Origin of the sequence: uncultured Senegalimassilia sp. (assembly GCF_902464545.1) — a bacterium.
GTDB lineage: Bacteria > Actinomycetota > Coriobacteriia > Coriobacteriales > Eggerthellaceae > Senegalimassilia.
The window spans coordinates 12,347-33,033 of record NZ_CABQJR010000026.1 but is presented as its reverse complement, the minus strand read 5'-3'; the positions used below and the strand labels follow the sequence as shown (position 1 = coordinate 33,033).

Genomic DNA, 20,687 nt, shown 5'->3' with positions numbered 1-20,687 from the left:
GGAGGGCGGGCCCGTTGGGCGCGCCGGGCAGCGTCGCAGGCGTCGCATGGGTTCGCCGCGTGCGTTCGGTGCGCGAGGTTCGCGGCAAACGTTTCGGCGGTTTGGCGAAAGTAGTTGGAATCGATAAGGGGGAATCGTGCTTATCTCATCGAAGGGACGATATGCATTGCGCTTGGCGGTGTGCATCGCGCAAGCGGGGCCCGAGGCGAAGGTGTCGCTTCGCGAAGTGGCCGAACACGAGGAACTGTCCCTGAAGTATCTGGAGCAGATTGCGCGCCCCATGGTGTCGGCGGGCTTGTTGGCAAGCGTGCGCGGCAAGGGCGGCGGATACCGCCTGGCGCGCGATCCGCAAGATATCCTGGCGGGCGACGTGCTGCGCGCGGTCGAGGGCACTACGGTGCCGGTGACCTGCGCGGCGCTCGACGGCCCCGAGCCGTGCCATCGCGCCAGCGTGTGCACCACGGTGCGTTTCTGGGCCGGGCTTGACGAGGTCATCGAGAAGTACGTGGACGGCGTGACCGTCGGCGACCTGGCCGACGCGCCCCAACCCCACATCGAGATCGCGGAGTAAGGGCGCCGGGGCCGCTTGCCTAAGATGGCGGGGCTGCGACGGGGCTGCGCGGGCGTCTCCCCCGTGCAGGGCTCGGCCGCGTGAGGGTGGCGGAGCGCTGCGCTGGATTTCGCAATTGCAAACGGCTTGAAGCGAGGCCGGCATCCCTTCGTGGTGCCGGCCTCGTTTTGTTCGCTGGCTTTCGGTTGTGCGGCATCCGTCGCGGCCCTGGAGTTCTGGGTGGTTTGGGTGACGGTCGCCCGGTTTTTGCCGCGACCCTGGAGTTCTGGACGGTTCTGCAGGAAAACGGGCCTGATTTTGACATGAGTCTGGAGTTCTGGGCGGTTTTTGGGATGGATTTCGGCAGGTGCCTGGAATAACCCCAGGTCAGCTTTTGCGGATTCGGCGCTTGTTGTTTGACGGGTCGGTATCGCTTCGGTGAATGTTCGCTGAAAGGGTATCGGGGCGATGACGAAGCGCGTAGCCTTCAGCTTAATACAAGGTTCGAGCGCGATGATTGCCAGCCGCGCACAGGAAAAGGCGAGCATGAGGAGGTTGCTCATGGCGCATATGCAGGAAAATCCGCAAACCGCGGGTAAGGATACAAGAATGCTGGCGGCGGGCGAAACGCGGCAAATGCCCTTGCGAGCCGACAGGCCCGCGCAGGCAGCTCAAGCGCCGTATCCGCTTCAGGGTCGCCCGGCGCCGACGCAGCGGGTGGCGGTGCCGTTCGCCGTTTCCGGCAGGAACGGCGGGAGCGGCGCGCCTGGCGTGCCTGTCGTGAACGGCGCAAATGCCGCGTTTTCGGCGTCCGGCGCGGGTGGCATGCCCGGCGCGAACGGTGCGTTTGCGGCAGGGGGCGCGAATGGCATGCCCGGCGCGAACGGCGCTGCGGCTGCGGAAGCCGCTGAAGCGGAGGAGGCGTCCAAGCGCAAGGGCCTAGGCGGGCTGCTCGAAGGTCTGTCCGTGCCGCAGGTGGCCGCCGGCGCGTTGGCGGCGGTGACGTCGATGCTGCTGTCGTCGAAGATCGGCATCGCCGGCTCGGTCATCGGCGTGGCGGTCGGCTCGGTGGTGTCCACGGTCGCTTCGCAGGTGTACAAGCAGTTCTTGCAGGCTTCCGCCGACAAGCTGCGCGAGCTGAGCCCGCTTGACGAGGCGGGCGCTTCCGCAGCTGCGGGCGAAACCCGCGTGATGCCGACGACCGGCGAAGGCTCCTCCGCAACCCGCGTGATGGGTGCGATGTCCGCGTCCGGCGCTGCGGCGGCGTCCGGCGATTCCGTCGTAACCGACGACCCGGCCGCTTCCGTAACCCCTACCCGCAGCGTGCGCGATCTGCGCGAAAGCGGCGAGACGGGCGTGCTGCGCGGTCGTGCCGAGCATTTGCGCCGCCAGCGCATGCAGCGCGGAGTGATCGCGGTGTCGGTGGTGTCGGCCCTGGCCGCGGTGGCCATTTCCGCGGGCATCATCAACCTGGTGACGGCGGGCGAAGGCGTGGGCACCAAGACCGAGCCGCTGTTCACCGGCACCTCGACGTCGCAAACCGACGACGGTTCCACGACGAAGGGCAAGCAGAGCGGCAAATCCCAGCAGTCGGCAACGCAGGATCAGCAAGGCGCCGCCACGAAGGATTCCGCCGCACCGGTGCATCAGGACGGCACCGCGTCGTCGGATAGCTCGGCTTCCGGCTCCGGCAGCACCAGCGGGTCGTCGACCAGCGGCACGGAGTCGGGCAGCGCGAGCGGCGCCGGCAGCTCGACGGGTTCCACCACCGGCGGTTCCGGCAACGGTTCCGGCAGCACGTCCGGTTCGCAAACCGGCGGCTCCGGCAGCGGTAGCGCAAGCGACTCCAGCAGCTCGTCGAGCGGCTCCTCGACCAGCGGCTCCGCGGGGACGGGAAGCTCCTCGTCGAACAGCGGTTCAACGGGTTCCACGGGCGGTTCTTCGTCCGGCTCCTCGGCCAGCGGCTCCACAAGCTCCACCACAGCTTCGTAGCGGGCAAGCGGGGCGGGCGCAACAATCGCGCCCGCCCCGCTTTTGCGTTAGCTCGACTTGCGAGCGTGCGCACATGTTGGGCTTTTGCGTCCGCCCTTCCCCTTCTTCCGTGATGATGCCCGCTGCTGCAGGGTTGCGCGCGCCCCGCGATGCTAGGATGAACGCGAAACACGAAACCGCCGCTTTTGCGGCGCGCGCGAAAGGGGCGGCATGGCCGAGAACGTGAACAGCAAGAATGCGACTATTGCGGACGAGGCGGCCTCGAGCGGAGCGGCGGGCGCCGGCTTCCCGGTGGGCGCCGCTTCTGCGGCTGTCGCCCCGGCAGCCGAAACTTCCTCTCCTGCATCGAGCGCGCGTGCGGGCGCTTCGCCAAGGGCTTTTGCCCCTTCCGCCGGCGCCGCGGCCGCTACGCCGCGCACGCGTGAGGAGATCGCCGAGTCGCTGCGCGTCCGCATGCGCCGCGGAACGCCCACCGAGAAGCTCGAGGTCATCATGACCAGCGCCGGCCTCGACCGCGTGGAGGCCGCCACCGTCATGGTCATCGGTCTGGGCGGCGTGGGCTCGAACTGCGTGGAGGCGCTGGCGCGCGGCGGCGTGGGGCATCTGATCGTCATCGACCACGACATCGTCGGGCTGTCCAACATCAACCGCCAGGCCATCGCGTTCCACAGCACGCTCGGGCGCAAAAAGCACGAGGTGGTGCGCGACATGGTGCACGACATCAACCCCGACTGCGAGGTGGAGGCGCTCGACATGTTCCTGCGCGCCGACGACGTGGCGCCGCTGCTCGACCGCTACCTGGGGAAAGTCGACATGCTCATCGACGCCATCGACTCCGTTTCCGCAAAACTGGCCATCGCCGAGTACGCCGACCGCACGGGGATGCCGCTTATCTCCAGCATGGGCGGCGCCAACAAGCTGCACCCCGAGTGCCTGCGCTTCGCCGACGTCTCCGAAACGCGCAACGACCCGCTTGCGCGCGTCATGCGCAAGGAGTGCCGCAAGCGCGGCATCCGCCGCCTGCGCGTGCTGTACTCGTGCGAGGAGCCGGTGAAGCGCCCCGCCGTGGAGGGCGCCGAGCGCCGCGAGCGCACCAACCTGGGCACGGCGTCGTTCATGCCGCCGATTTTCGGTCAGATGCTGGCAGGCAAGGTGCTCTGCGAGATAGCCCAAGTGCCGGAAGCGTAAGGGCTATGGGGAGGCTTTCATGAACGATGAGGTATTCTTTCAGGTTCGCTATACGGTAACGGTGGGCGAACGCGATGACCTTCTGCGCGATTTGGCTCAGCTGCGCATGGCGGAATCGAGTCGCGCGGAGCAGGGTTGTCTGCAGTATGAGTATTTGCTGCCAGTCGATGCGCCCGATCAGGTGCTTTTGTTGGAGCGTTGGTCGAGCAGCGAGGCGCAGCAAGCGCATACGGGCACGGCGCATTTTGCGAAGCTCGCTGACGTGAAGCAGCGCTATGGCTTGTCCACCAAGGTGGTGCGCCTGGTTGTCGGGGGCGCATGAGCATGGACGAGCCTGCTTATTTCGACATGCATTGTCACCTGGGGTTTTGCGAAGATGCGGCACAGGCGGCGCGGACTCTTACGGCCGCTGGCGTGGGGGCGTTCTCGAATACGGTGACGCCGGCGGAGTTCGCCGAGCAGCGGGTTGCGCTTGCCGGCACGGGCAACGTGCGCACGGGTGCGGGCCTGCATCCCTGGTGGGTTGGCGAATACGACGTCGCTGCTAATTGGGATCGCTTGTACGGTCTTGTTGCGCGCAATCGGTTCGTTGGCGAAGTGGGCTTGGACTTTTCGCCGCGTCATGCCGATACGCGCAAGGCGCAGCTTGATGCGCTGGCGTGTGTCGCTCATGCGTGCGCTCGAACGGGCGACAAGGTGCTGTCCGTGCATGCCGTGCGCGCGGTCGATGACGTGCTCGACGTGCTTGAGCGTGCGAGTGCGCTTGGCGCCATGGTGGGCAACGCCTGTATCATCCATTGGTTTTCCGGCACGTCCGACCAGCTCACGCGTGCGCGGCGGGCGGGCTGCTACTTCAGCGTGAACCCGCGCATGTTGGGATCGAAGCGCGGACGAGCCTACGTGCAGGCCATCCCCGTTGACCGGTTGCTGCTTGAGACCGATGAGCCGGCGTCCGCGGGCGCACCGTGGAGCGCCGCCCGAGTGCGCAAACTGCTCGAGGAAACGTTGACCCAGCTTGCGGTCTTGCGAGGCGACGACCCCGCCGAACTACGCGAGCGAATCGCGCAAACCAGCCGAACTCTGTTGCAGCAATAGGCTCGCCGCAACGCCGGTCCCGACCCGTGCGAGCCTTACGACTTGCCGACCCTCGCGGCCGCTCGGCCCTTGCGGGCGACGCGATGGCCTTGCCGCAAACGCTTGGCAAAGAAAGGACGAATTTATGCCGTATGAGCATCTGACCTGCGTCAACGATGCGCGCTTGGCACCGTATGCGCGTGTGCGCGATGCGGATTTGGCTGCTTGGCCCGACGCGCCCGCTGGCTTGTTCATGGCGGAGTCGCGCGCGGTCATCGCGGCGGCTATCGAGGCCGGCGTCCGCCCGCGCTCCTTCCTGGTAAGCGAGTCCTGGGCAGACGACGCCGCGCCGCTTGCCCGCAAGCTGCTCGCACAACACCCCGACTGCCCGGCGCTGCGCATCCCCGACTCCCTGTTCTCTCAGGTCACCGGCTACAAGATCGTGCGCGGCCCAGTGGCGGCGTTTGAGCGCCCCGCGCTGCCCGATTCCGCGCAGCTGCTTGCCAGCGCTCGCCGCATCGCCGTGCTCGAGGACGTGGGCAACTATGCCAACATCGGCAGCGCGTTCCGCGCGGCGCACGCGTTCGGCATCGATGCCGTGCTGGTCACGCCCTCATGCCACGATCCGCTATTCCGCCGTGCCAGCCGCACGAGCCAGGGCACGGTGTTGCAGGTGCCGTGGACGCGCATCGGCACGCAGCGCCAATGGGCCGCCGAGGGAATCCCGCTGCTGCATGCAGCCGGGTTCAAGGTAGCGGCGTTAGCGCTCGAGGACCGGTCGCTTGCGCTGGGCGACCCACGGCTTGCCGAGTGCGAGCGCTTGGCCATGGTGCTCGGCACCGAGGGGGCGGGCCTGTTCCCCTCGACCATCGCCGCCTGCGACTACACGGTGAAGATCCCCATGGCCCATGGCGTGGACAGCCTCAACGTCGCCGCCGCCAGCGCCGTGGCGTTTTGGGAGCTGCGCGCGCGATAGCGCCGCCAGCGCCGTAGCGTTCTGGGGGCTCCGCCCGAGATAGCGCCGGCGGCGGGTTGCTTGGGCTGTTGCATGTCAGCGGGCAGCTCACCGGCTAACTCGCCGGTAAGCCCGTTTGACGCTCGCGCTCGCGATCGCCTCTGGCGCGTGCGTCTGGATGCTGCTTGCGGCGAGTTCGTCAGGATCGTTGTTTGCGGTCGCGTATTGCCGAACCGTTATCGGGAGGGTGTCTGCCAGAAGCTGCCAAAAAATGCGCGAGTGCGTGTGGACGCTGGCGGCGGAGGGTGAAAACCACCCCGCTAACCTGTCGGGTGAGCGTAAAAACACGCGTTTGTTGCACTAAATCGCCCGCTCGTGCCATATCCGCGATGTGCCAACATACACTCGCGCGCTTTTTGGCAACAACCGATGAAAAGGGATCGGATTTGGAGTCCGCACCCGCTTGGACTGCTGTTGGCGCGTGCGCTCGGAAGCCGCGGGTTGCCCTGGGGTCCGGGGCTCTGTTTGCACATGCCGTGGCCGCGTTGTCCGGCCCGTTGGTCGCGGTCGGCGCCGCCTTCTCCCCCCACGGACGCGGTTGCCCTCTTTTCCAGCCCTCGTCCGGGACGCTGGTTGTGGTCCGTTCGCGTTTGCCGTCGTTGCTTCCCGTTCGGGTTGCCCTTCCTTGTCGATGCCGGTTGCTGCCGCTTCAACACCCCATCGTTAATTCTTCCCGCCACGCCAGATTCCCGGACGTTTTCCTTGGCTGTTAGCGTATGATGGAACGCGTGCTCTCGAGGTGAGGGCGAGTGTTGCCGCCATGCAACGCGCAGTGTTACCCCCGTGCGATAGCGCGGGAGAGAAAAGAGGATTTAAAATGGCGGAAGGTACTGTTAAGTGGTTTAACCCCGAGAAGGGTTACGGCTTCATCTCTCAGAACGACGGCGAGGACCTGTTCGTGCACTTCTCTGAGATCAAGATGGACGGCTTCAAGACCCTCGACGAGGGCCAGGCTGTTTCCTTCGACGTGACCACTGGTCAGAACGGCAAGCTCCAGGCAAGCAACGTGGTTCGTCTGTAACCCACCGCTTTCTTAAACAGGTAGCTGAAAGCCCCTGCGTGTGCTGCGCAGGGGCTTTTTTCATGCCTCGGCTCGCAGGTGACGCTGGGAACGGTGGTTGCGCAGCAGCAGCGGAAAACCCCGGCCGAAACAAAAAGGCGCCGCCCCTTGCGGGGACGACGCCTTTGCAAACTTGCAAGCGTGATCGAACTGGCATAGCGCGCTCGGCGCGCCGGTCCAGTTCGCAGCCCGTTACTCCAGGTCGGAGCCCTTCTTCTCGGGCAGGAAGAACATGGCGATGAACGCGACCACGTAGATGCAGGCCACGCAGCCGATGGCGAAGCCGAAGCCGTGGCCGGCGGCGATGATCGGGATGACAACCGGGGCCGACGCGCCGCCGATGAAGCGGCCGGCGTTGTACAGCGCGGTCTGAGCTGTGCCGCGCACCTCGGTGGGGAACAGCTCGGCGATCAGCGTGCCGTAGCCGCCGATCATGCCGTTAGCGAACATGCCCATGAAGAAGCCGCCGAACAGCAGCGCCGTGGGGTTGGTCAGCTGGCTGTAAATGATGATCATGACGGCGGCGCCGATCTGGAAGGTCCAGAACGCGGGGCGACGGCCGGCCTTGTCGGCCAGCCAACCGAACACCGAGATGCCGATCATCATGCCGATGACGGTGACGGCGGTCCACATGCCGGTGGAGGTCAGGCTCAGGCCCAGCTCGCCGTTGAGGTACTTCGGCAGCCAGGTCATGATGCCGAAGTAGCCGGCGTTCTGCACGGTGCACAGGATGATGATGATCACGGAGTACTTGATGCGCGTGGGCGAGTTGAACAGGCTGGCCAGGTTGCCGTGCTTCTTGCCGGAGGCCTTGTGCTCCTCGAAGATGGGCGGTTCGGGAACGAACGCGCGGATGATGATGGCGACGATGGCGGGAACGACGCCGACCGCGAACAGGCCGCGCCAGCCGAACGCGGCGATGATGGGCGCGGACGCCAGCGAGGCGACCAGCACGCCTACCTGGAAGCCCAAGCCGACGGCGGAAGTGGCCTTCGCGCGGTTAGCGGGGCTGGAAACCTCGGAAGCGATGGCCATGCCCAGGCCGAACTCGGCGCCGATGCCCAAGCCCGCCAGGAAGCGGAACAGCGCCATCAGCTCGAAGTTGGGGGCGAAGGCCGAGCACAGGGTGAACATGCCGAAGAAGATGACCGAGTAGGTGAGCACCCTGATGCGGCCGAGCTTGTCGGCCAGCGTGCCGAAGACCAGGCCGCCTAAAAAGGCGCCCGCCAGCGTGATGGACGTGAGCGAGCCGGCGGTGGCGTTGTCCACGCCGAAGGTGGCGATGATGCCGGAGAGCGCGAAGCTCAAGATCATGAGGTCCAGACCGTCGAGCGCGTGGCCGATGGCCGCGGAGAACACGGCTTTGCCGGCGTAGTGCTTCATCTCGGAAGCTTTTTCTTTGTGTGGCATAGTGATTTCCATCCTATTCCGCAAGTGGCCAAACTTCCAATGAAAATACTCTCATACCGATTATTTGCAAGGGTTTGTTGCAGAATTTACGAGCCTGAAATACAACGGCCAGGAGAGCGTCGGTTACGTGGGCCCATCGCGTCGCATACACCGCGCTTTCTGCCTGTGAAGTGCGGTTTCGGTGGTGGTCGCGGGCCGCCCCGGCGCGTTGGATTACTATGCCGATATGCGAAAGGAGAAGCTATGCGGCACGCTATCGAAGACGTTGAGTATGCAGAATACCTTTTCGACCGGTTCTACGGCATCGGCAGCTGCGAGTCGGGCGGCGTGACCCGGCTCGGCTACACCGAGGTGGAGGACGAGATGCACCGGGCCCTGTGCGCGCTCGGCGAGGAGAAGGGCTACGGCCACTTCGCCGACCAGGTGGGCAACACCTACCTGTACCGTCCGCGGTATAGCATGGACGAGCCCTATTGGCTGGTCGGCTCGCACCTGGATTCGGTGATCGAAGGCGGGCGCTACGACGGCGTCGCGGGCATCATCGCCGGGCTGCTGGTGATGGGCTGGGCCGAACGCGACGGCCTTGACCTGCCCATCCGCGTGGGCGCCATGCGCTGCGAGGAGTCCAGCAACTTCGGCAGGAGCACTATCGGCAGCGGCCTTATTACCAAGGAGATTTACAAGCACGATGTGGGCGAGGCCGTGAACAAGCAGGGCGAGACGCTGCACGAGGTGTTCGACCGCAAGGGCTACAGCCTGACGCCCGACCGCATCCAGGGCATTCGCGAGTACCTCGAGCTGCACATCGAGCAGGGCAAGGTCCTGGAGGAATACGGCGACGCCGTGGGCATCGTGAGCACCATCGCCGGCCCGCGCCGCTTCAAGGTGCACGTGCACGGCAACGCGGAGCATTCGGGTGCCACGCCCATGGGCATGCGCTCCGACGCGCTTGCGGCGGCGGCTGAGATCATCCTGGAGGTCGAAGAGATCGGCAAGTCCGAGGCCATGCACCAGTCCGTGGCCACGGTGGGCGTCATAACGAACCACCCCAACGCGCTCAACGTCATCCCCGGCGAGGTGGAGCTGGGCATCGACATGCGCGGCATCGACGTGGCCAGCCTCGACCGCATGGAGGCGCGCCTGAAGGCCGCGTGCACGCGCATCTGCGAGAAGCGCCGCCTCAAGTACTTCCGCGAGAAAACCTCCGACATCCCGCCTATCGAGATGTCGTCCGAGACGCAGCAGAAGCTGCTCGACGCGGCGAAGCGCCTGCGCATCCCGCATCGGCTGATGATCAGCGGCGCAGGTCACGACGCCATGTCGTTTGCGCACATCTGCGACACGGGCATGGTGTTCATCCCGTGCGCGAAGGGCATCAGCCACAACAAGAAGGAGTTCGCCACCATCGAATCGATTCTCGACGGCGCGATGGTGATGTACGAGCATTTGAAGGAAGAGGCGCTATGATCCTGGTGAAAGACGGCCGCGTCATCGACCCTGCGCGTGGCATCGACGATGTGCTCGACCTGGTGATAGACGGCGGCAAGATAGCGAAGATCGGCAAGTACCAGCGCTCGGAGGACTACGAGCGCATCATCGAGGCGAAGGGCTGCGTGGTGGCTCCGGGCCTGGTGGACGTGCACGTGCACTTCCGCGATCCGGGCTTCACGTACAAGGAGGACATCGAAAGCGGCGCCGCGTCGGCCGCCGCGGGCGGGTTCACCAGCGTGGTGTGCATGGCGAACACGAAGCCGCCCGTGGACAACGTTGAGACGCTCGGCTACGTGCTCGAGCGCGGGGCGCACTGCGGCATCAACGTGCTGACGTGCGCGACCATCAGCCGCGGCATGCAGGGGCGCGAGCTGGTGGACATGGAAGAGCTTGCCGCCCACGGGGCCGCGGGCTTCACCGACGACGGCATCCCGCTGATGGACGAGGCCCTGGTCAAGTGCGCGATGGAGCGTGCGGCGAAGCTCGACCTGCCGCTTTCGTTCCATGAGGAGGACCGCGCGTTCATCGAGTCGCCGGGCGTGAACCAGGGTGCCGTGTCGAAGGCGCTGGGGCTGGGCGGCGCGCCGGCGCTGGCCGAGGACGTGCTGGTGGCGCGCGACTGCATGCTGGCGCTGCACACGGGCGCGCGGGTGAACATCCAGCACATCAGTTCGGCGAACTCGGTGCAGCTGGTGCGCCTGGCGAAGGAGATGGGCGCGCACGTGACGGCCGAGGCCACGCCGCACCATTTCTCGCTGACCGAGGACGCCGTGCTGGAGAAGGGCACGATGGCGAAGATGAATCCGCCGCTGCGAACGCAGGCTGACCGCTACGCCATCATCGAGGGCTTGAAGGACGGAGCGATCGACATCATCGCCACCGACCACGCGCCGCATTCCGCCGAGGAGAAGGCCAAGCCGTTCGCCGAGGCGCCCAGCGGCATCATCGGGCTGGAGACCGCGCTTGCCCTGGGCATCACGAACCTTGTGCGCAAGGGGCATCTGACGCTTATGCAGCTGATCGAGAAGATGAGCCTGAACCCGGCGAAGCTCTACAAGCTGGACAAGGGTGCGATCGCAGAAGGCGCCGACGCCGACCTGGTGATCTTCAACGAAGGCGAACGCTGGCACGTGGGCCCGAAGTTCGTCTCGAAGGCGGCGAACACCCCGTTTGCGGGGGAGGACCTTTACGGGAAGGTGAAGTACACCATCTGCGCCGGCAACGTGGTATACGAGGACGGCGAGTAAGGGCGCCCCGGGTCCGGGGTAGAGGTTGCTTGCTGTAAGGTTTCCCCCGGCAGCGCTGTGTGGCGCTGCTAGGGGTGTTCGGCAAATGAGGATTATAGAGTGCACCACCATCGGACCGTATACCGTCCTGGTTTTCGATGGTCCGCTGCCGTTCACGGAGTGGCGCGCCATCGTGGTGGATGGCGGGCGCTACGATACCTTGCCGGTCATGGACGCAGGCGACGATTGCCTGGCTATAATCGAAGCGCAGATATGACTGGGAAAGACGCAATATTCGTTGAATAAATATTCGGGCAATCGTATATGAAGCCAGCGACTAGTCATCGGGAAGAGCGATTATCACGCTTTCGCACAGTTCCCCGTAATCGTTGAGGCCATCACTGCTGTCGTTGATTCCTTTGGTCATCATCTCGTTCGACATGCGCTTATCGATGGCGAAGTGCTGGTCGTCCGTCAGATGCTCGAAATCCATAGGGAGCCCGAACTCGGCAAGAAGCTGCTTTTGTCTCTTGGTTAGCATGATGGGCGTATCGTATCTAGTCCGCTTCGCCATGTTGGGTCTCTTTCGCGCCTGTTAGCTTGACAGTACTATTGTAGCCTTGGAGTCACGCTTGAAAGCCAAGGACCTCCTCCCCTCTAGTCCGCCACCATCACGCGAAGACATTTCTCTCCGAGCTTTTGCCACACTATCCCGCAGGCTATGAGCGCGTCTAGGGCGTGTTTCGCCTTGCTGCGGTCGGGGCCGGCGGATCCCCAGCATGGCAGGCTTTCGTACGGGTCGGCTTTTGCACCGGGTTCGCTTTTCCCGCACGCTACTTTGAGGACGACCGCTCTGCGCGCTTCGCTGCCGAGCGCTTGAATCGTCGCAATCAAAGCATCGCTCAGCTCCTCGGGCACCTCTGGCATCTCAAGCGGCTTGACGGAAGCGGGAAGCTCGCCCGTTTCGACGACGGCGAGAATCTGGGCGCCATATGCCTGCGCGGCTTTTGCGGTCACCCCGTCGACTTTCAGAAGCTGTTCAAGGTTTCCCGGCCTTTTGCGGCAGATGCCGCGCAACGCGCGCTCGGTCAGGGCACCGCCGGCGCCACTGCCTTCCGCTATCGCAGCGCACGCGCTCTTCAGGCAAGCGAAAAGATCGTGCTCGTCGTCCGTCAGCGGCCTTGCATCTTCGGCGCGCACGATGCCGTCGACGGGCGTCGCGCAGTTGTCGCATCTCCCGCATCCTCCGTCATCAGGGGGTTTCTCGCCGAAGTAGCGCAAAATGAGATCGCGCCGGCAGGTGTCTTCGTCCCTGCAAAAATCCCGCATGTCGAAGGCGAGCCCCTTTTGCCTGGAACGCTGCGGGCCGTCCTGGCCTTCGCCGCCCGCTTCCGCCATGAACAAGGCGGTTTGCAGGTCCTGCTCGTCCCATAGCATGATCGTGTCGGCGGGCTTTCCGTCGCGCCCCGCGCGGCCGATCTGCTGATAGTAGCTCTCGATCGAAAGCGGCATGCCGCAGCAGACCACGTAGCGCACATCGGGCTTGTCGATGCCCATGCCGAACCCCGACGTCGCGACCATCACCGGCGCCCGCCCCGTCATGAACGCATCCTGCGCCGCCTTCTTCGCGTCGTTGCCCAGCTTGCCGTGGTAGAGCGCGGCGGACACGCCTGCCCGCCTGAGCGCGTTGTGGATCCGCTCGGTTTCGGAAATCGTGACGCAATAGAAGATGCCGCACTCGCTTCCCCTCGAACGCGCGGCCCGTACGCACCACGATTCGCGCTCGTCGTGGGGCATGTGCACAACGGAAAGCGAAAGGTTGGCGCGGTCGAACGAGGAGACTATCTCCAAGGGGCTTTGCAGGCGAAGGGACTTGATGATGTCCCTGCGGACCCTCGGAGTCGCCGTCGCCGTCAGCGCGACCACGGTCGGGCGCCGGTCGAGCCGCTCGATGAATGCGCTGATCTCGCGGTAGTCGCCGCGGAAGTCGTGGCCCCATTCGCTGATGCAGTGGGCCTCGTCGACGGCGATGAGGGGGATCGCGAGGTTCTCGATGGCCGTCAGGAAGGCCGGGTTCGACAAGCGCTCCGGCGCAACGTACAGGATCTGAAACTCGCCGCTTTTGATGCGGTTCCGAACTTTTTCCTGTGCCCGAAGGCTGAGCGTGTTGTTAAGGAAAGCGGGATGCAGGCCCAGCTCAACGAGCTTCCTCACCTGGTCGCTCATGAGCGAGACCAGGGGAGATACCACGATGGTGGTGCCGCCGAGCGCGACGGCGGGGACCTGGTAGATCAGCGATTTGCCCGCCCCGGTGGACATGACGGCCAGCACGTCGCGTTTCCCCATGATGGCCTTGATGGCCCTTTCCTGCTCCGGGCGAAACCCATCGTGCCCGAAGCAGCGCTTCAACACTTCTTTCGCTTGCTCGAACGTTGACATGCGCTCTCTTCCTTGCTTGTTGGTTTGCGACATTATTGTAGTCGCAGACTTGGGCTGGCCCTTGCGGTCGGAAGCGTCCTTTCGCAAATATGGCAGCTTCCCCTTCTTCGCTCCTTCGCTTTCCGACCCGTTTGCGCTCCTCTCTCCCGCACCCACCCGGCGCATTCGCGCTCCCTATCTTGGCCGTGTGGCACGTGGGGGTGCTTGCTTTGGGCCGCGGGTGACTTCGCGGGCGCTTCTTCGCACGGCACAATTGCCTTAGAAGCCGGCTTCGGCGCGTGCGGCGCCGGAGGGGGAGCGGCTTGCAATCTGCGATGCGAAAGGGAGTGATGAAGATGATGAGACCCATGATGAGGAAGGTTGCGTTCGGGGTGCCGGCCGTCGCGTTGTCGGCGGCGCTTGCGTGCACGATGGCCGGCTGCGGCGGCACTGAGGGCGGTCAGGGCGGCTCGGACAGCAACGCGCCCGCAGATCAGACGGTTAACGGCGTGCAGACCGCCGAGGTCGCGGGCTTCACCATCGAGTCCGTCGGCGACGGCTCGTACTACCGCGGCGCCGCCGAGCGGCAGGACGGCTTCTGGCTGCGCGTGAAGATCACGAACAACAACGAGGCCGCAAAAGCGCCTTCCGCGTTCAGCGCGCGTGCCGCCGTCGGCACCTTCGACGCGGGCGATGCGGTGTTCGACGCCTCCGGCGACCAGCGTCTCAACGCCGACACCAAGACGCAGGCCGTTGAGCTGGGCGAAGGCGCGCAGATGGACGCCAACACCAAGATCGAGCCTGGTCAGAGCGTCGAGTTCATCTACTTCTGGACCACCAAGGACAACTACTACGGCCCGATCACCGTCGAGTTCGACAGCTCCTCGTCCGGCGATTCCAACCCCAGCGCGATGCACTTCGACACCACCGGGCGCGAAAGCGATGAGTTCAAGGCGGCGCGCGAGGCGGCGGAAGCCATCGAGGCGCAGGGCGGCATCGATTACCCGTCGTACAGCATCATCCCCGCTGACGGCTGGAAGCTCGGCGACCGCATCGATGAGAAGTACGAGGGCTGCGACTTCAAGCACGGCGACGAGGCTATCTCCTCCATCGACATGCGCACGTTCAGCACCTCCCCGATGATGGAGGCGGAGGCCAGGCAAGGCTCCAAGAAGAAGGGCGTGATCGACGAGGCCGAGATCAACGGCGTCACGTGGGTGCGTTACACCGCGGAATCCGGTGCCGTCTCGCTGTTCGTCGAGGCGCCGTCCGGTAAGACGGTCTCGATGGTCATCGGTTCCAAGCTGACCTGGGACGATGCGCTTCCCATGGTGCAGAACGTGGTGCTGAAGTAGGGAAGCGGGCCGCGCGGGGCGTCTGGCGGCTGCCGGGCGGCTCGGCTGCGGCGGCGCGTGTTTTGGCCGCGGGGTGGCTTGCGCGCCCGGCATTTGGGCCGCAGGTCGCTTCGCGGCATGCCTGTTGCGCGGCATACTCTTCTCAAGGGCAAAGGTCCGGGCCGGGTGCTTCGGGCTTTGGCGTTTCGAAACCTGACGTAGCGGTGGTCGCCGGGGAGGAGGCGGCTTTCGCAACGGGAAGCGAAAGGGAGTGGTGAACATGGTGAAACCCGTAGTGAAGAAGGTAATGATGGGCGTGCCCGCCGTCGCGTTGTCCGCGGCGCTTGCGTGCACGATGGCCGGCTGCGGCGGCACCGAGGGCGGCCAGGGCGGCTCGGGCGACGGCACGGCCGCAACGCAGGCCGCGTACCAGTCCCAGTCGATCGATGTCGAGGGCTTCACCGTCGAATCGCTGGCCGACGGCACGTACTATCGCGGTGACGTCTACAAGGCGGACGGCTTCTGGCTGCGCGTGAAGATCACGAACAACAATGACAAGGCCATGAAGCGCTTCAGCTTCATCACCACCGGCGCCCCCGGCGGCTATGAGGCCGGCGACCCGGTGTTCGACTCGCACGACACGCTCAGCTACGACATCAAGAACCCGCCCGCCGAGCTGTGCGAAGGCGCGGAAACGGACGGCGATCCCCTTATCGAGCCTGGTGAGAGCATCGAGTGGGTCTACTTCTGGACCACCAAGGACAACTATTACGGCCCGATCACCGTCCAGTTCGACAAGAACGCCACGGGCGGCACCGACCCGCGCACCATGCGCTTCGACACCACCGGCAAGGAAACCGACGGCTACAAGGCCGCGGTCGAGGCCGCCGAGGCCATCAAGGCGCAGGGCGGCGTCGATTACGCTGCGTATAGCGTGAAGGCTGCCGACGGCTGGTCGCTCGTCGAGACCAAGGAGAAGAGCAGCGACGCCACGTTCAACCCCGAGGGCTCCACGAAGCGCTTCAGCACCAGCACGTGCTCGCGCGCTCCGCAGAAGGAAGCCGAGGCCCTGCAGGGCAACTTCGGTGGCAAGGGCGAGATCGATGAGGTGGACATCAACGGCGCCACTTGGACGCGCTACACCCAAACCGGCACGTACTACATGTTCACCGTGGCCCCGTGCGGCACCACGGTCCGCATGTTCATCGACAGCGGCATCACCTGGGAAGATGCCATGCCCATGATGCAGAACGTGACCCTGAAGTAGCTTTTCCGCCCGCGCTTCGGGCGGGATTCCCTCGAAACGGCCGGGGCGCATTGCGTTCCCGGCCGTTTCGCGTTCGGGCACGTTTCCGGACACTTCGGGACGTAGCATTAACTGTCCGGGTTCTGCTCCTGCGGCCCATTGCGTCTCCTGGCCCCGATTCCTGACACATAATGCTACGTCCCCAAGTGTCCGCCTTCGGCCCGCGCCCTCGTCCTCTTTATAGAACAGGTAACAATGCCGTAGGGTTTTGCGTAACCAGGTTACTATGGTTCCCAAAACCCATCCGGTTTGCAGGTGCGATGGTTCGATTGCGAGGGGCGCTTTATGGCTCAGAGCATTGTTTCCCGGGAAGAGCTGCTGGAGAACGCGTATCAGATCGCGGAGAAAAACGGGGTGTCGGCGCTTTCGGTGCGCGGCCTTGCCAACGCCACGGGCGTCAGCGTGGGGACGGTGTACCGCCATTTCTCGGCGAAGGACGAGCTGACCACCGCCACCATCCAGCTGTACTTCAAGCACGCGTTCTACGAGCGCTTTTGCCATATCGACTCGCAGGTCGGGTTCGTGGACTATTGCCGGGAGATGCACGCGAGCATGCGCGAGGTCACCACGCACTTCCGCGAATGCTGGCTGCGCGGCATCGATGCGCTTCCCGCCGTCGAGAAGGCCGCTGCGCGCCTGCGCGAGTCCCAGCAGATCGAGCACATCCTCCATGGCCTCATGCAGATCTACGAGCACGATGCCCGAATCTCGGCCGATTTGCCCGACGGGTTCGATGCAGAAAGCGTGTGCAGGTTCGTCATCGAGAACGTCATGGGCAGCCTCCATCACCAAAACGGCAACTGCAAAGTGCTGTTTGGCCTGCTAGAACGCACGTTGTACGCAAACAACGCGCAGTAGCGCGCGGAAATGAACATCATGCCTTTGATGTTCACACGGCCGGACCTCAATATGAATGGCGTCAAAGCGAACGCGCCATCGGGCGCAGCCCGCAAACCCACTCGATTTTGGAGGTCTGAATATGAGTCCCATGCTTGCAACCGCTTCCGCCGTCATCTCCCTCGCGCTGGTCGCCTACACCATCGGCGTGTTCTCCGAGCGCCGCTCGGGCGAGCTTAAGCGCTCTCACCTGGCGTTTTTCTGGCTCGGCCTGATTTGCGACTCCACGGGCACCGGCCTGATGTCCATCATGGCGCAGAACAGCGGCGGCGCCATGTCCCCGCTGCATCCGGTCACCGGCTTCCTGGCAATCGCGCTCATGCTGTTCCACGCCGCCTGGGCAACCTATGTCGTCTTCCGCGGCAACGAGAAGACGCGCCGCGGCTTCCATACGTTCAGCATCGTCGTGTGGCTGGTGTGGCTGGTCCCGTACTTCGTCGGCATGCTCATCGGCATCCCCGCGTTCCACGTTTCCGACCCCGTCGCCCTTACCGTCGCTGCCGGCGTGGTAGCCGTCCTGGCCCTGGCGCTGCTGCTCTCCTCGAAACGCTCCCACGCGTAAAGGGGTTGCGTTTTCGCTGATGGGGAAGCTGTTGAGGCTTGAAAAGCGCGGCAAGCGCGAAGCCCCGCGCTTTATGGCCTGCTTGCCGCGGCTGATCCCCGCCTGTTCCCGCGTCGAAGCCCTTGCGGGCTTCGGTTGTGGAACCCCCGAGTTTTCCTCGGCCCTCTCATAAAAGTTGCTTGCCGCAAAAGCCGCCGTCCGATCCGCATGCGCAAAACGCGCACCGGTCGGGCGGCGGCTTTTTTCGTTGGGATGCGGGTTTCCGGGGTCGCTTGCTTCCGGGGATATGCCGTTCGCCTGGTTGGTGAACGGCGTTTAGGGCAATAGTACGGGGATTTGCCGCCTGCAAAGCGAAGCTGTACGCTATAGTTTCACACGGTGAATGCCTATATAGGTACGACCAAGGGTGGCCAAGGGGCCTCGGTGGCATTCGAGGAGGTGCTCTCTTCGTGTCTATCTTGCTTTCCGTGGTATCAAGCCGCTAAGCAGGGCTTGTCGTCTCACGGCGGGTCAGCTTGCTGGTTTAGCTGTCATTCCGGTGCCATGGATGTTACATTTCGTCACAATACGGCATCAAAAGCGTTACAGTTGCTGCAGCGGATGTAGTATGTGGGGTAATATACGGCCTTTGTCAAACGATTAGCTTGCTACTATAGGGCATTTTGGCCGCTTGCGTGTAGCGGGCTAGGGCAAAGTCGATGCTATGAATAGTTGGCGAACGGATCGCTGAAAGGGGGATCGATGGCGGATCAGGCGAATGGCGGCCTTGCCTCCAAGGGGAAGAAGGGCAAGTTGACCAATTCCCAGCTGCGCCTTCTTGGCTTCATCGCAGCTTGCGGCCCAGATGGTTGTTCCGAGACCAAGCAAGAGCTAGCGAGAAATCTGCAAATCAGCTTGAAAACGGTGGATCGTGCGATACATCGTCTGCGCGAAGAGGGGCTTATCGTGTCGCATGCTCGTTTCGGGGAAGACGGCACGCAGCTGAGCAACACCTACATCGCTGCCGCAATGGACGGCGAAGACGATCACCAAGACTCGCAGAGTGAGCAGGAATAGGCCTTTTGAGCTAGCAGGCTCAAAAGGCCTATTCCTTATCAAACCCTAAAACATCAAGCCCCGAAATCGGCGGGGATGTATACCGCTTCGCCTTAACCTATTGCTCGGTCGCGCTTGGGAGATTTGCGTGTTGCGAGCGGCCAGGTTCTGCAATAGGAAGCGAAATGGGATTTCATGTCTCAGAATGCGAGTATTCCGAACTGATCACGGCGGGTGATCAGTGATTTCGCGAAGATGTCTGCGTTCGATACGAGTATTGACTCGTTTATTACGAACCGCATGGTGAAAGCAAGCAAGTAAAGCCTGCGCGGGTCAAATGGAGTCGGAAAACTCGCGATCTGTGACACGATTGGCGAAAAACGTTCCTAGCGAATGCTCAAACGTGTCCGCTCTATTTCCCGAAGAATGCGCGGGTGAGGCCGGCTCGGGTTTGCGTGTCTGTTTTGCTGTAGATGTTGGTCAGGTGGCGTTGCACCATGCGCAGTGAAATCCCCAGGTCATCGGCCACTTGCTTGAGCGGACGCTCGTCGGCCGTCACGGCGCGCAGCACCTCTTCCTCGCGCGGGGTCAGGCCGCTTCGGCTGATGAATTCGGCCTGCATCTCCTCCAAGGTCGGCGCGGCTGCGGCGGCAAGGCCCGCCTTGATGGCCTCGCGTTCCCCGACCGTCGATGGCAGACGGAACAGCCCAGCACCTACAAATGCAACGCTGACCAGCACGAACAGAATCAGCGACGCGATCATCACGGCCGCGATGCCCGATTGCGTCAGCATCATGGAGACCCCCGACACGGTGAACGCGCACAGGTTGTTGGCGGCGCGGCCCATGCCCGCCCACAGCTGCGGGGTGCGCATACGCGGCGCCAGCTGCAAAAACGTGGTGGTGAAGAACGTGACGAAGAACCCGGAGCTCAGATAGAACACGATCAGCCCGATCACGGGGCTTGCCCCGGCCTCAACGGCCAAGATCGATATGGTGGACAGCACCGTGACCGCGAACATGATGAACCCCATGTAGCGGCGTTCGCGGATGTCGAACAGGACGCCGGCGGCAAGACCGCTTGCCGCAAGGAACAGGCGCGGCCACGTTTCAACTGAAATGGAACCCTGCGCGTTTGCAAGGGTAACCACGTTGTCGAGCGTAGAGAACATGCAGGCCAGCAGCACCACAAGCGCAAGAAGCCAAACGGCGCGGATGACGGGCTTTGCGGCGCCTGGGGTTGCTTGCTGCGAGGGATCGGCGTTCGCTTGCTCCGAGCAGGTCTTGTTCAGGCGGGCCGCTAGCCCCGCCCGCATCGCTTGCGTCTGGTTGCTCATTTGCTCTGGCGACTTCGATATTGCCGGTTCGCCGTATTGCCTGTCGGAAGATTCTCCAACTTGTCCGTTGCCGTGTTCGCCATCCTTCTGACCTGCGGATTCTCCATCGCGTTCCCCAGCCGCTGCGAACACGGCAAGCGCGGCGACGCCGGCGCACAAAACCGCAGCGTCCGCCATGCCCGCAGGCACAAACTGGTTGCTCAGGAACTGCAGCAGGATGCCGGCGGCGTAAGCCGCGCCCGCTCCCTTGGCAAGCGATGGGCTTCCCTCGAAAGCGCACGCCATGCTCCAATGCGCTTCAGCGCCAAGGCTTCCCAGCAGGAAGAACGCGATGCAACCCGTGATTTGCATCGCAAGCGCGCTTTCCGCAACGGTAATCGTGACCAGGGCCGCAATAGCCCCGACGGCCTCGACCGCCCGAAGCGCGCGTCGTCCCCCTGCCAGCTTCGAAATCGGCGCATAAGCCAGAAAGCCGACGACGCTTGCGCCAAGGATCATCGCCTGGGCGCCCACAACCCCTTCGGCGCTGATGAACAAGCCGATCCGGCTGTCGAAGAAAAACTCGCTTCCCAAGAAAGCAAACGTGAACAGCGCCAGCGCGGAAAGCGATTGGAAGGACTGTCTATCGACCGAGAACACGACGCTCCTTGCTGTGCGAATGATGGAATCTGCATTCGATTCTACCAATGCCTATGTGCCGCGCCGGTTAAAAGTTGCAAGCGGCTCGCTTTTGCTGTGCGAGGGCAGGGAGGGGGACCCGCATGTGGGGGAGGCGGTTGGTCGCGGTTTGATT

19 protein-coding genes are annotated in these 20,687 nt (G+C 63.9%); 15 read left to right on the top strand and 4 right to left on the bottom strand.

Features of this window, described 5'->3' with window-relative positions:
- Positions 1–136 precede the first annotated feature (136 nt).
- The 7 genes from RDW26_RS07715 to RDW26_RS07685 all read left to right on the top strand — a co-directional run bounded on the left by RDW26_RS07715 (position 137) and on the right by RDW26_RS07685 (position 6,840).
- Positions 137–571: an Rrf2 family transcriptional regulator gene (locus RDW26_RS07715; protein WP_307981617.1), complete on the top strand. Its 435-nt coding sequence runs from the start codon at positions 137–139 to the stop codon at positions 569–571.
- Between the two features lie 540 nt (positions 572–1,111).
- On the top strand, positions 1,112–2,542 hold the full coding sequence (locus RDW26_RS07710) for a hypothetical protein (protein ID WP_307983141.1): 1,431 nt from the start codon (positions 1,112–1,114) through the stop codon (positions 2,540–2,542).
- A 210-nt stretch (positions 2,543–2,752) separates the two neighbouring features.
- Complete coding sequence (locus RDW26_RS07705) at positions 2,753–3,730, top strand: tRNA threonylcarbamoyladenosine dehydratase (protein ID WP_307983140.1); 978 nt, start codon at positions 2,753–2,755, stop codon at positions 3,728–3,730.
- 19 nt (positions 3,731–3,749) lie between these two features.
- Positions 3,750–4,052 carry a putative quinol monooxygenase gene (locus tag RDW26_RS07700; protein WP_302941751.1) on the top strand — a complete coding sequence of 101 codons (303 nt, stop codon included), beginning with the start codon at positions 3,750–3,752 and terminating at the stop codon, positions 4,050–4,052.
- Entirely contained in the window at positions 4,049–4,825 is a 777-nt protein-coding gene (locus tag RDW26_RS07695; RefSeq protein ID WP_307983139.1) for a TatD family hydrolase, read from the top strand. Before RDW26_RS07700 ends, RDW26_RS07695 begins: the two co-directional genes overlap by 4 nt.
- A gap of 124 nt (positions 4,826–4,949) precedes the next feature.
- Positions 4,950–5,780, top strand: coding sequence for an RNA methyltransferase (locus tag RDW26_RS07690; protein WP_307983138.1), 831 nt, complete (start codon positions 4,950–4,952; stop codon positions 5,778–5,780).
- A gap of 856 nt (positions 5,781–6,636) precedes the next feature.
- Complete coding sequence (locus tag RDW26_RS07685) at positions 6,637–6,840, top strand: cold-shock protein (protein ID WP_042436473.1); 204 nt, start codon at positions 6,637–6,639, stop codon at positions 6,838–6,840.
- 231 nt (positions 6,841–7,071) lie between these two features.
- Here the strand turns inward: RDW26_RS07685 and RDW26_RS07680 are convergent, their stop codons facing one another.
- The gene (locus tag RDW26_RS07680) at positions 7,072–8,289 is read right to left on the bottom strand and encodes an MFS transporter (protein ID WP_307983137.1); all 1,218 of its coding nucleotides are present in this window, start codon (positions 8,287–8,289) and stop codon (positions 7,072–7,074) included.
- Between the two features lie 243 nt (positions 8,290–8,532).
- Here RDW26_RS07680 and RDW26_RS07675 point away from each other — a divergent pair, with 243 nt between their 5' ends.
- From RDW26_RS07675 to RDW26_RS07665, 3 genes are all read left to right on the top strand, one after another.
- Entirely contained in the window at positions 8,533–9,756 is a 1,224-nt protein-coding gene (locus RDW26_RS07675) for a hydantoinase/carbamoylase family amidase (RefSeq protein WP_298629489.1), read from the top strand.
- Positions 9,753–11,027 carry a dihydroorotase gene (locus RDW26_RS07670; RefSeq protein WP_307983136.1) on the top strand — a complete coding sequence of 425 codons (1,275 nt, stop codon included), beginning with the start codon at positions 9,753–9,755 and terminating at the stop codon, positions 11,025–11,027. Before RDW26_RS07675 ends, RDW26_RS07670 begins: the two co-directional genes overlap by 4 nt.
- Before the next feature lie 85 nt (positions 11,028–11,112).
- On the top strand, positions 11,113–11,283 hold the full coding sequence (locus tag RDW26_RS07665) for a hypothetical protein (RefSeq protein WP_307983135.1): 171 nt from the start codon (positions 11,113–11,115) through the stop codon (positions 11,281–11,283).
- 60 nt (positions 11,284–11,343) lie between these two features.
- Here the strand turns inward: RDW26_RS07665 and RDW26_RS07660 are convergent, their stop codons facing one another.
- Complete coding sequence (locus tag RDW26_RS07660; protein ID WP_307983134.1) at positions 11,344–11,580, bottom strand: hypothetical protein; 237 nt, start codon at positions 11,578–11,580, stop codon at positions 11,344–11,346.
- 83 nt (positions 11,581–11,663) lie between these two features.
- Positions 11,664–13,445 (bottom strand): RecQ family ATP-dependent DNA helicase, encoded by a 1,782-nt coding sequence (locus RDW26_RS07655; RefSeq protein ID WP_307983133.1) that lies wholly within the window; start codon positions 13,443–13,445, stop codon positions 11,664–11,666.
- A gap of 329 nt (positions 13,446–13,774) precedes the next feature.
- On the opposite strand from RDW26_RS07655, the gene RDW26_RS07650 reads away from it, so the two are divergent.
- From RDW26_RS07650 to RDW26_RS07630, 5 genes are all read left to right on the top strand, one after another.
- Positions 13,775–14,779: a hypothetical protein gene (locus tag RDW26_RS07650; protein WP_307983132.1), complete on the top strand. Its 1,005-nt coding sequence runs from the start codon at positions 13,775–13,777 to the stop codon at positions 14,777–14,779.
- A 259-nt stretch (positions 14,780–15,038) separates the two neighbouring features.
- Complete coding sequence (locus tag RDW26_RS07645; RefSeq protein WP_307980968.1) at positions 15,039–16,025, top strand: hypothetical protein; 987 nt, start codon at positions 15,039–15,041, stop codon at positions 16,023–16,025.
- 324 nt (positions 16,026–16,349) lie between these two features.
- Positions 16,350–16,922, top strand: coding sequence for a TetR/AcrR family transcriptional regulator (locus RDW26_RS07640; RefSeq protein WP_307983131.1), 573 nt, complete (start codon positions 16,350–16,352; stop codon positions 16,920–16,922).
- A 121-nt stretch (positions 16,923–17,043) separates the two neighbouring features.
- Positions 17,044–17,523: an HsmA family protein gene (locus tag RDW26_RS07635; protein ID WP_307983130.1), complete on the top strand. Its 480-nt coding sequence runs from the start codon at positions 17,044–17,046 to the stop codon at positions 17,521–17,523.
- A gap of 741 nt (positions 17,524–18,264) precedes the next feature.
- Positions 18,265–18,579, top strand: coding sequence for an HTH domain-containing protein (locus RDW26_RS07630; RefSeq protein ID WP_307983129.1), 315 nt, complete (start codon positions 18,265–18,267; stop codon positions 18,577–18,579).
- A 391-nt stretch (positions 18,580–18,970) separates the two neighbouring features.
- On the opposite strand, the gene RDW26_RS07625 is transcribed toward RDW26_RS07630, so the two are convergent.
- Positions 18,971–20,533 (bottom strand): helix-turn-helix transcriptional regulator, encoded by a 1,563-nt coding sequence (locus RDW26_RS07625; RefSeq protein WP_307983128.1) that lies wholly within the window; start codon positions 20,531–20,533, stop codon positions 18,971–18,973.
- Positions 20,534–20,687 lie beyond the last annotated feature (154 nt).

Coding starts and splice junctions, on each gene's coding strand:
- RDW26_RS07650 (WP_307983132.1), top strand. CDS start 13,775: ATGAAGATGATGAGACCCATGATGAGGAAGGTTGCGTTCGGGGTGCCG.
- RDW26_RS07710 (WP_307983141.1), top strand. CDS start 1,112: ATGGCGCATATGCAGGAAAATCCGCAAACCGCGGGTAAGGATACAAGA.
- RDW26_RS07680 (WP_307983137.1), bottom strand. CDS start 8,289: ATGCCACACAAAGAAAAAGCTTCCGAGATGAAGCACTACGCCGGCAAA.
- RDW26_RS07630 (WP_307983129.1), top strand. CDS start 18,265: ATGGCGGATCAGGCGAATGGCGGCCTTGCCTCCAAGGGGAAGAAGGGC.
- RDW26_RS07695 (WP_307983139.1), top strand. CDS start 4,049: ATGAGCATGGACGAGCCTGCTTATTTCGACATGCATTGTCACCTGGGG.
- RDW26_RS07660 (WP_307983134.1), bottom strand. CDS start 11,580: ATGGCGAAGCGGACTAGATACGATACGCCCATCATGCTAACCAAGAGA.
- RDW26_RS07640 (WP_307983131.1), top strand. CDS start 16,350: ATGGCTCAGAGCATTGTTTCCCGGGAAGAGCTGCTGGAGAACGCGTAT.
- RDW26_RS07685 (WP_042436473.1), top strand. CDS start 6,637: ATGGCGGAAGGTACTGTTAAGTGGTTTAACCCCGAGAAGGGTTACGGC.
- RDW26_RS07705 (WP_307983140.1), top strand. CDS start 2,753: ATGGCCGAGAACGTGAACAGCAAGAATGCGACTATTGCGGACGAGGCG.
- RDW26_RS07670 (WP_307983136.1), top strand. CDS start 9,753: ATGATCCTGGTGAAAGACGGCCGCGTCATCGACCCTGCGCGTGGCATC.
- RDW26_RS07675 (WP_298629489.1), top strand. CDS start 8,533: ATGCGGCACGCTATCGAAGACGTTGAGTATGCAGAATACCTTTTCGAC.
- RDW26_RS07655 (WP_307983133.1), bottom strand. CDS start 13,445: ATGTCAACGTTCGAGCAAGCGAAAGAAGTGTTGAAGCGCTGCTTCGGG.
- RDW26_RS07645 (WP_307980968.1), top strand. CDS start 15,039: ATGGTGAAACCCGTAGTGAAGAAGGTAATGATGGGCGTGCCCGCCGTC.
- RDW26_RS07665 (WP_307983135.1), top strand. CDS start 11,113: ATGAGGATTATAGAGTGCACCACCATCGGACCGTATACCGTCCTGGTT.
- RDW26_RS07700 (WP_302941751.1), top strand. CDS start 3,750: ATGAACGATGAGGTATTCTTTCAGGTTCGCTATACGGTAACGGTGGGC.
- RDW26_RS07690 (WP_307983138.1), top strand. CDS start 4,950: ATGCCGTATGAGCATCTGACCTGCGTCAACGATGCGCGCTTGGCACCG.
- RDW26_RS07635 (WP_307983130.1), top strand. CDS start 17,044: ATGAGTCCCATGCTTGCAACCGCTTCCGCCGTCATCTCCCTCGCGCTG.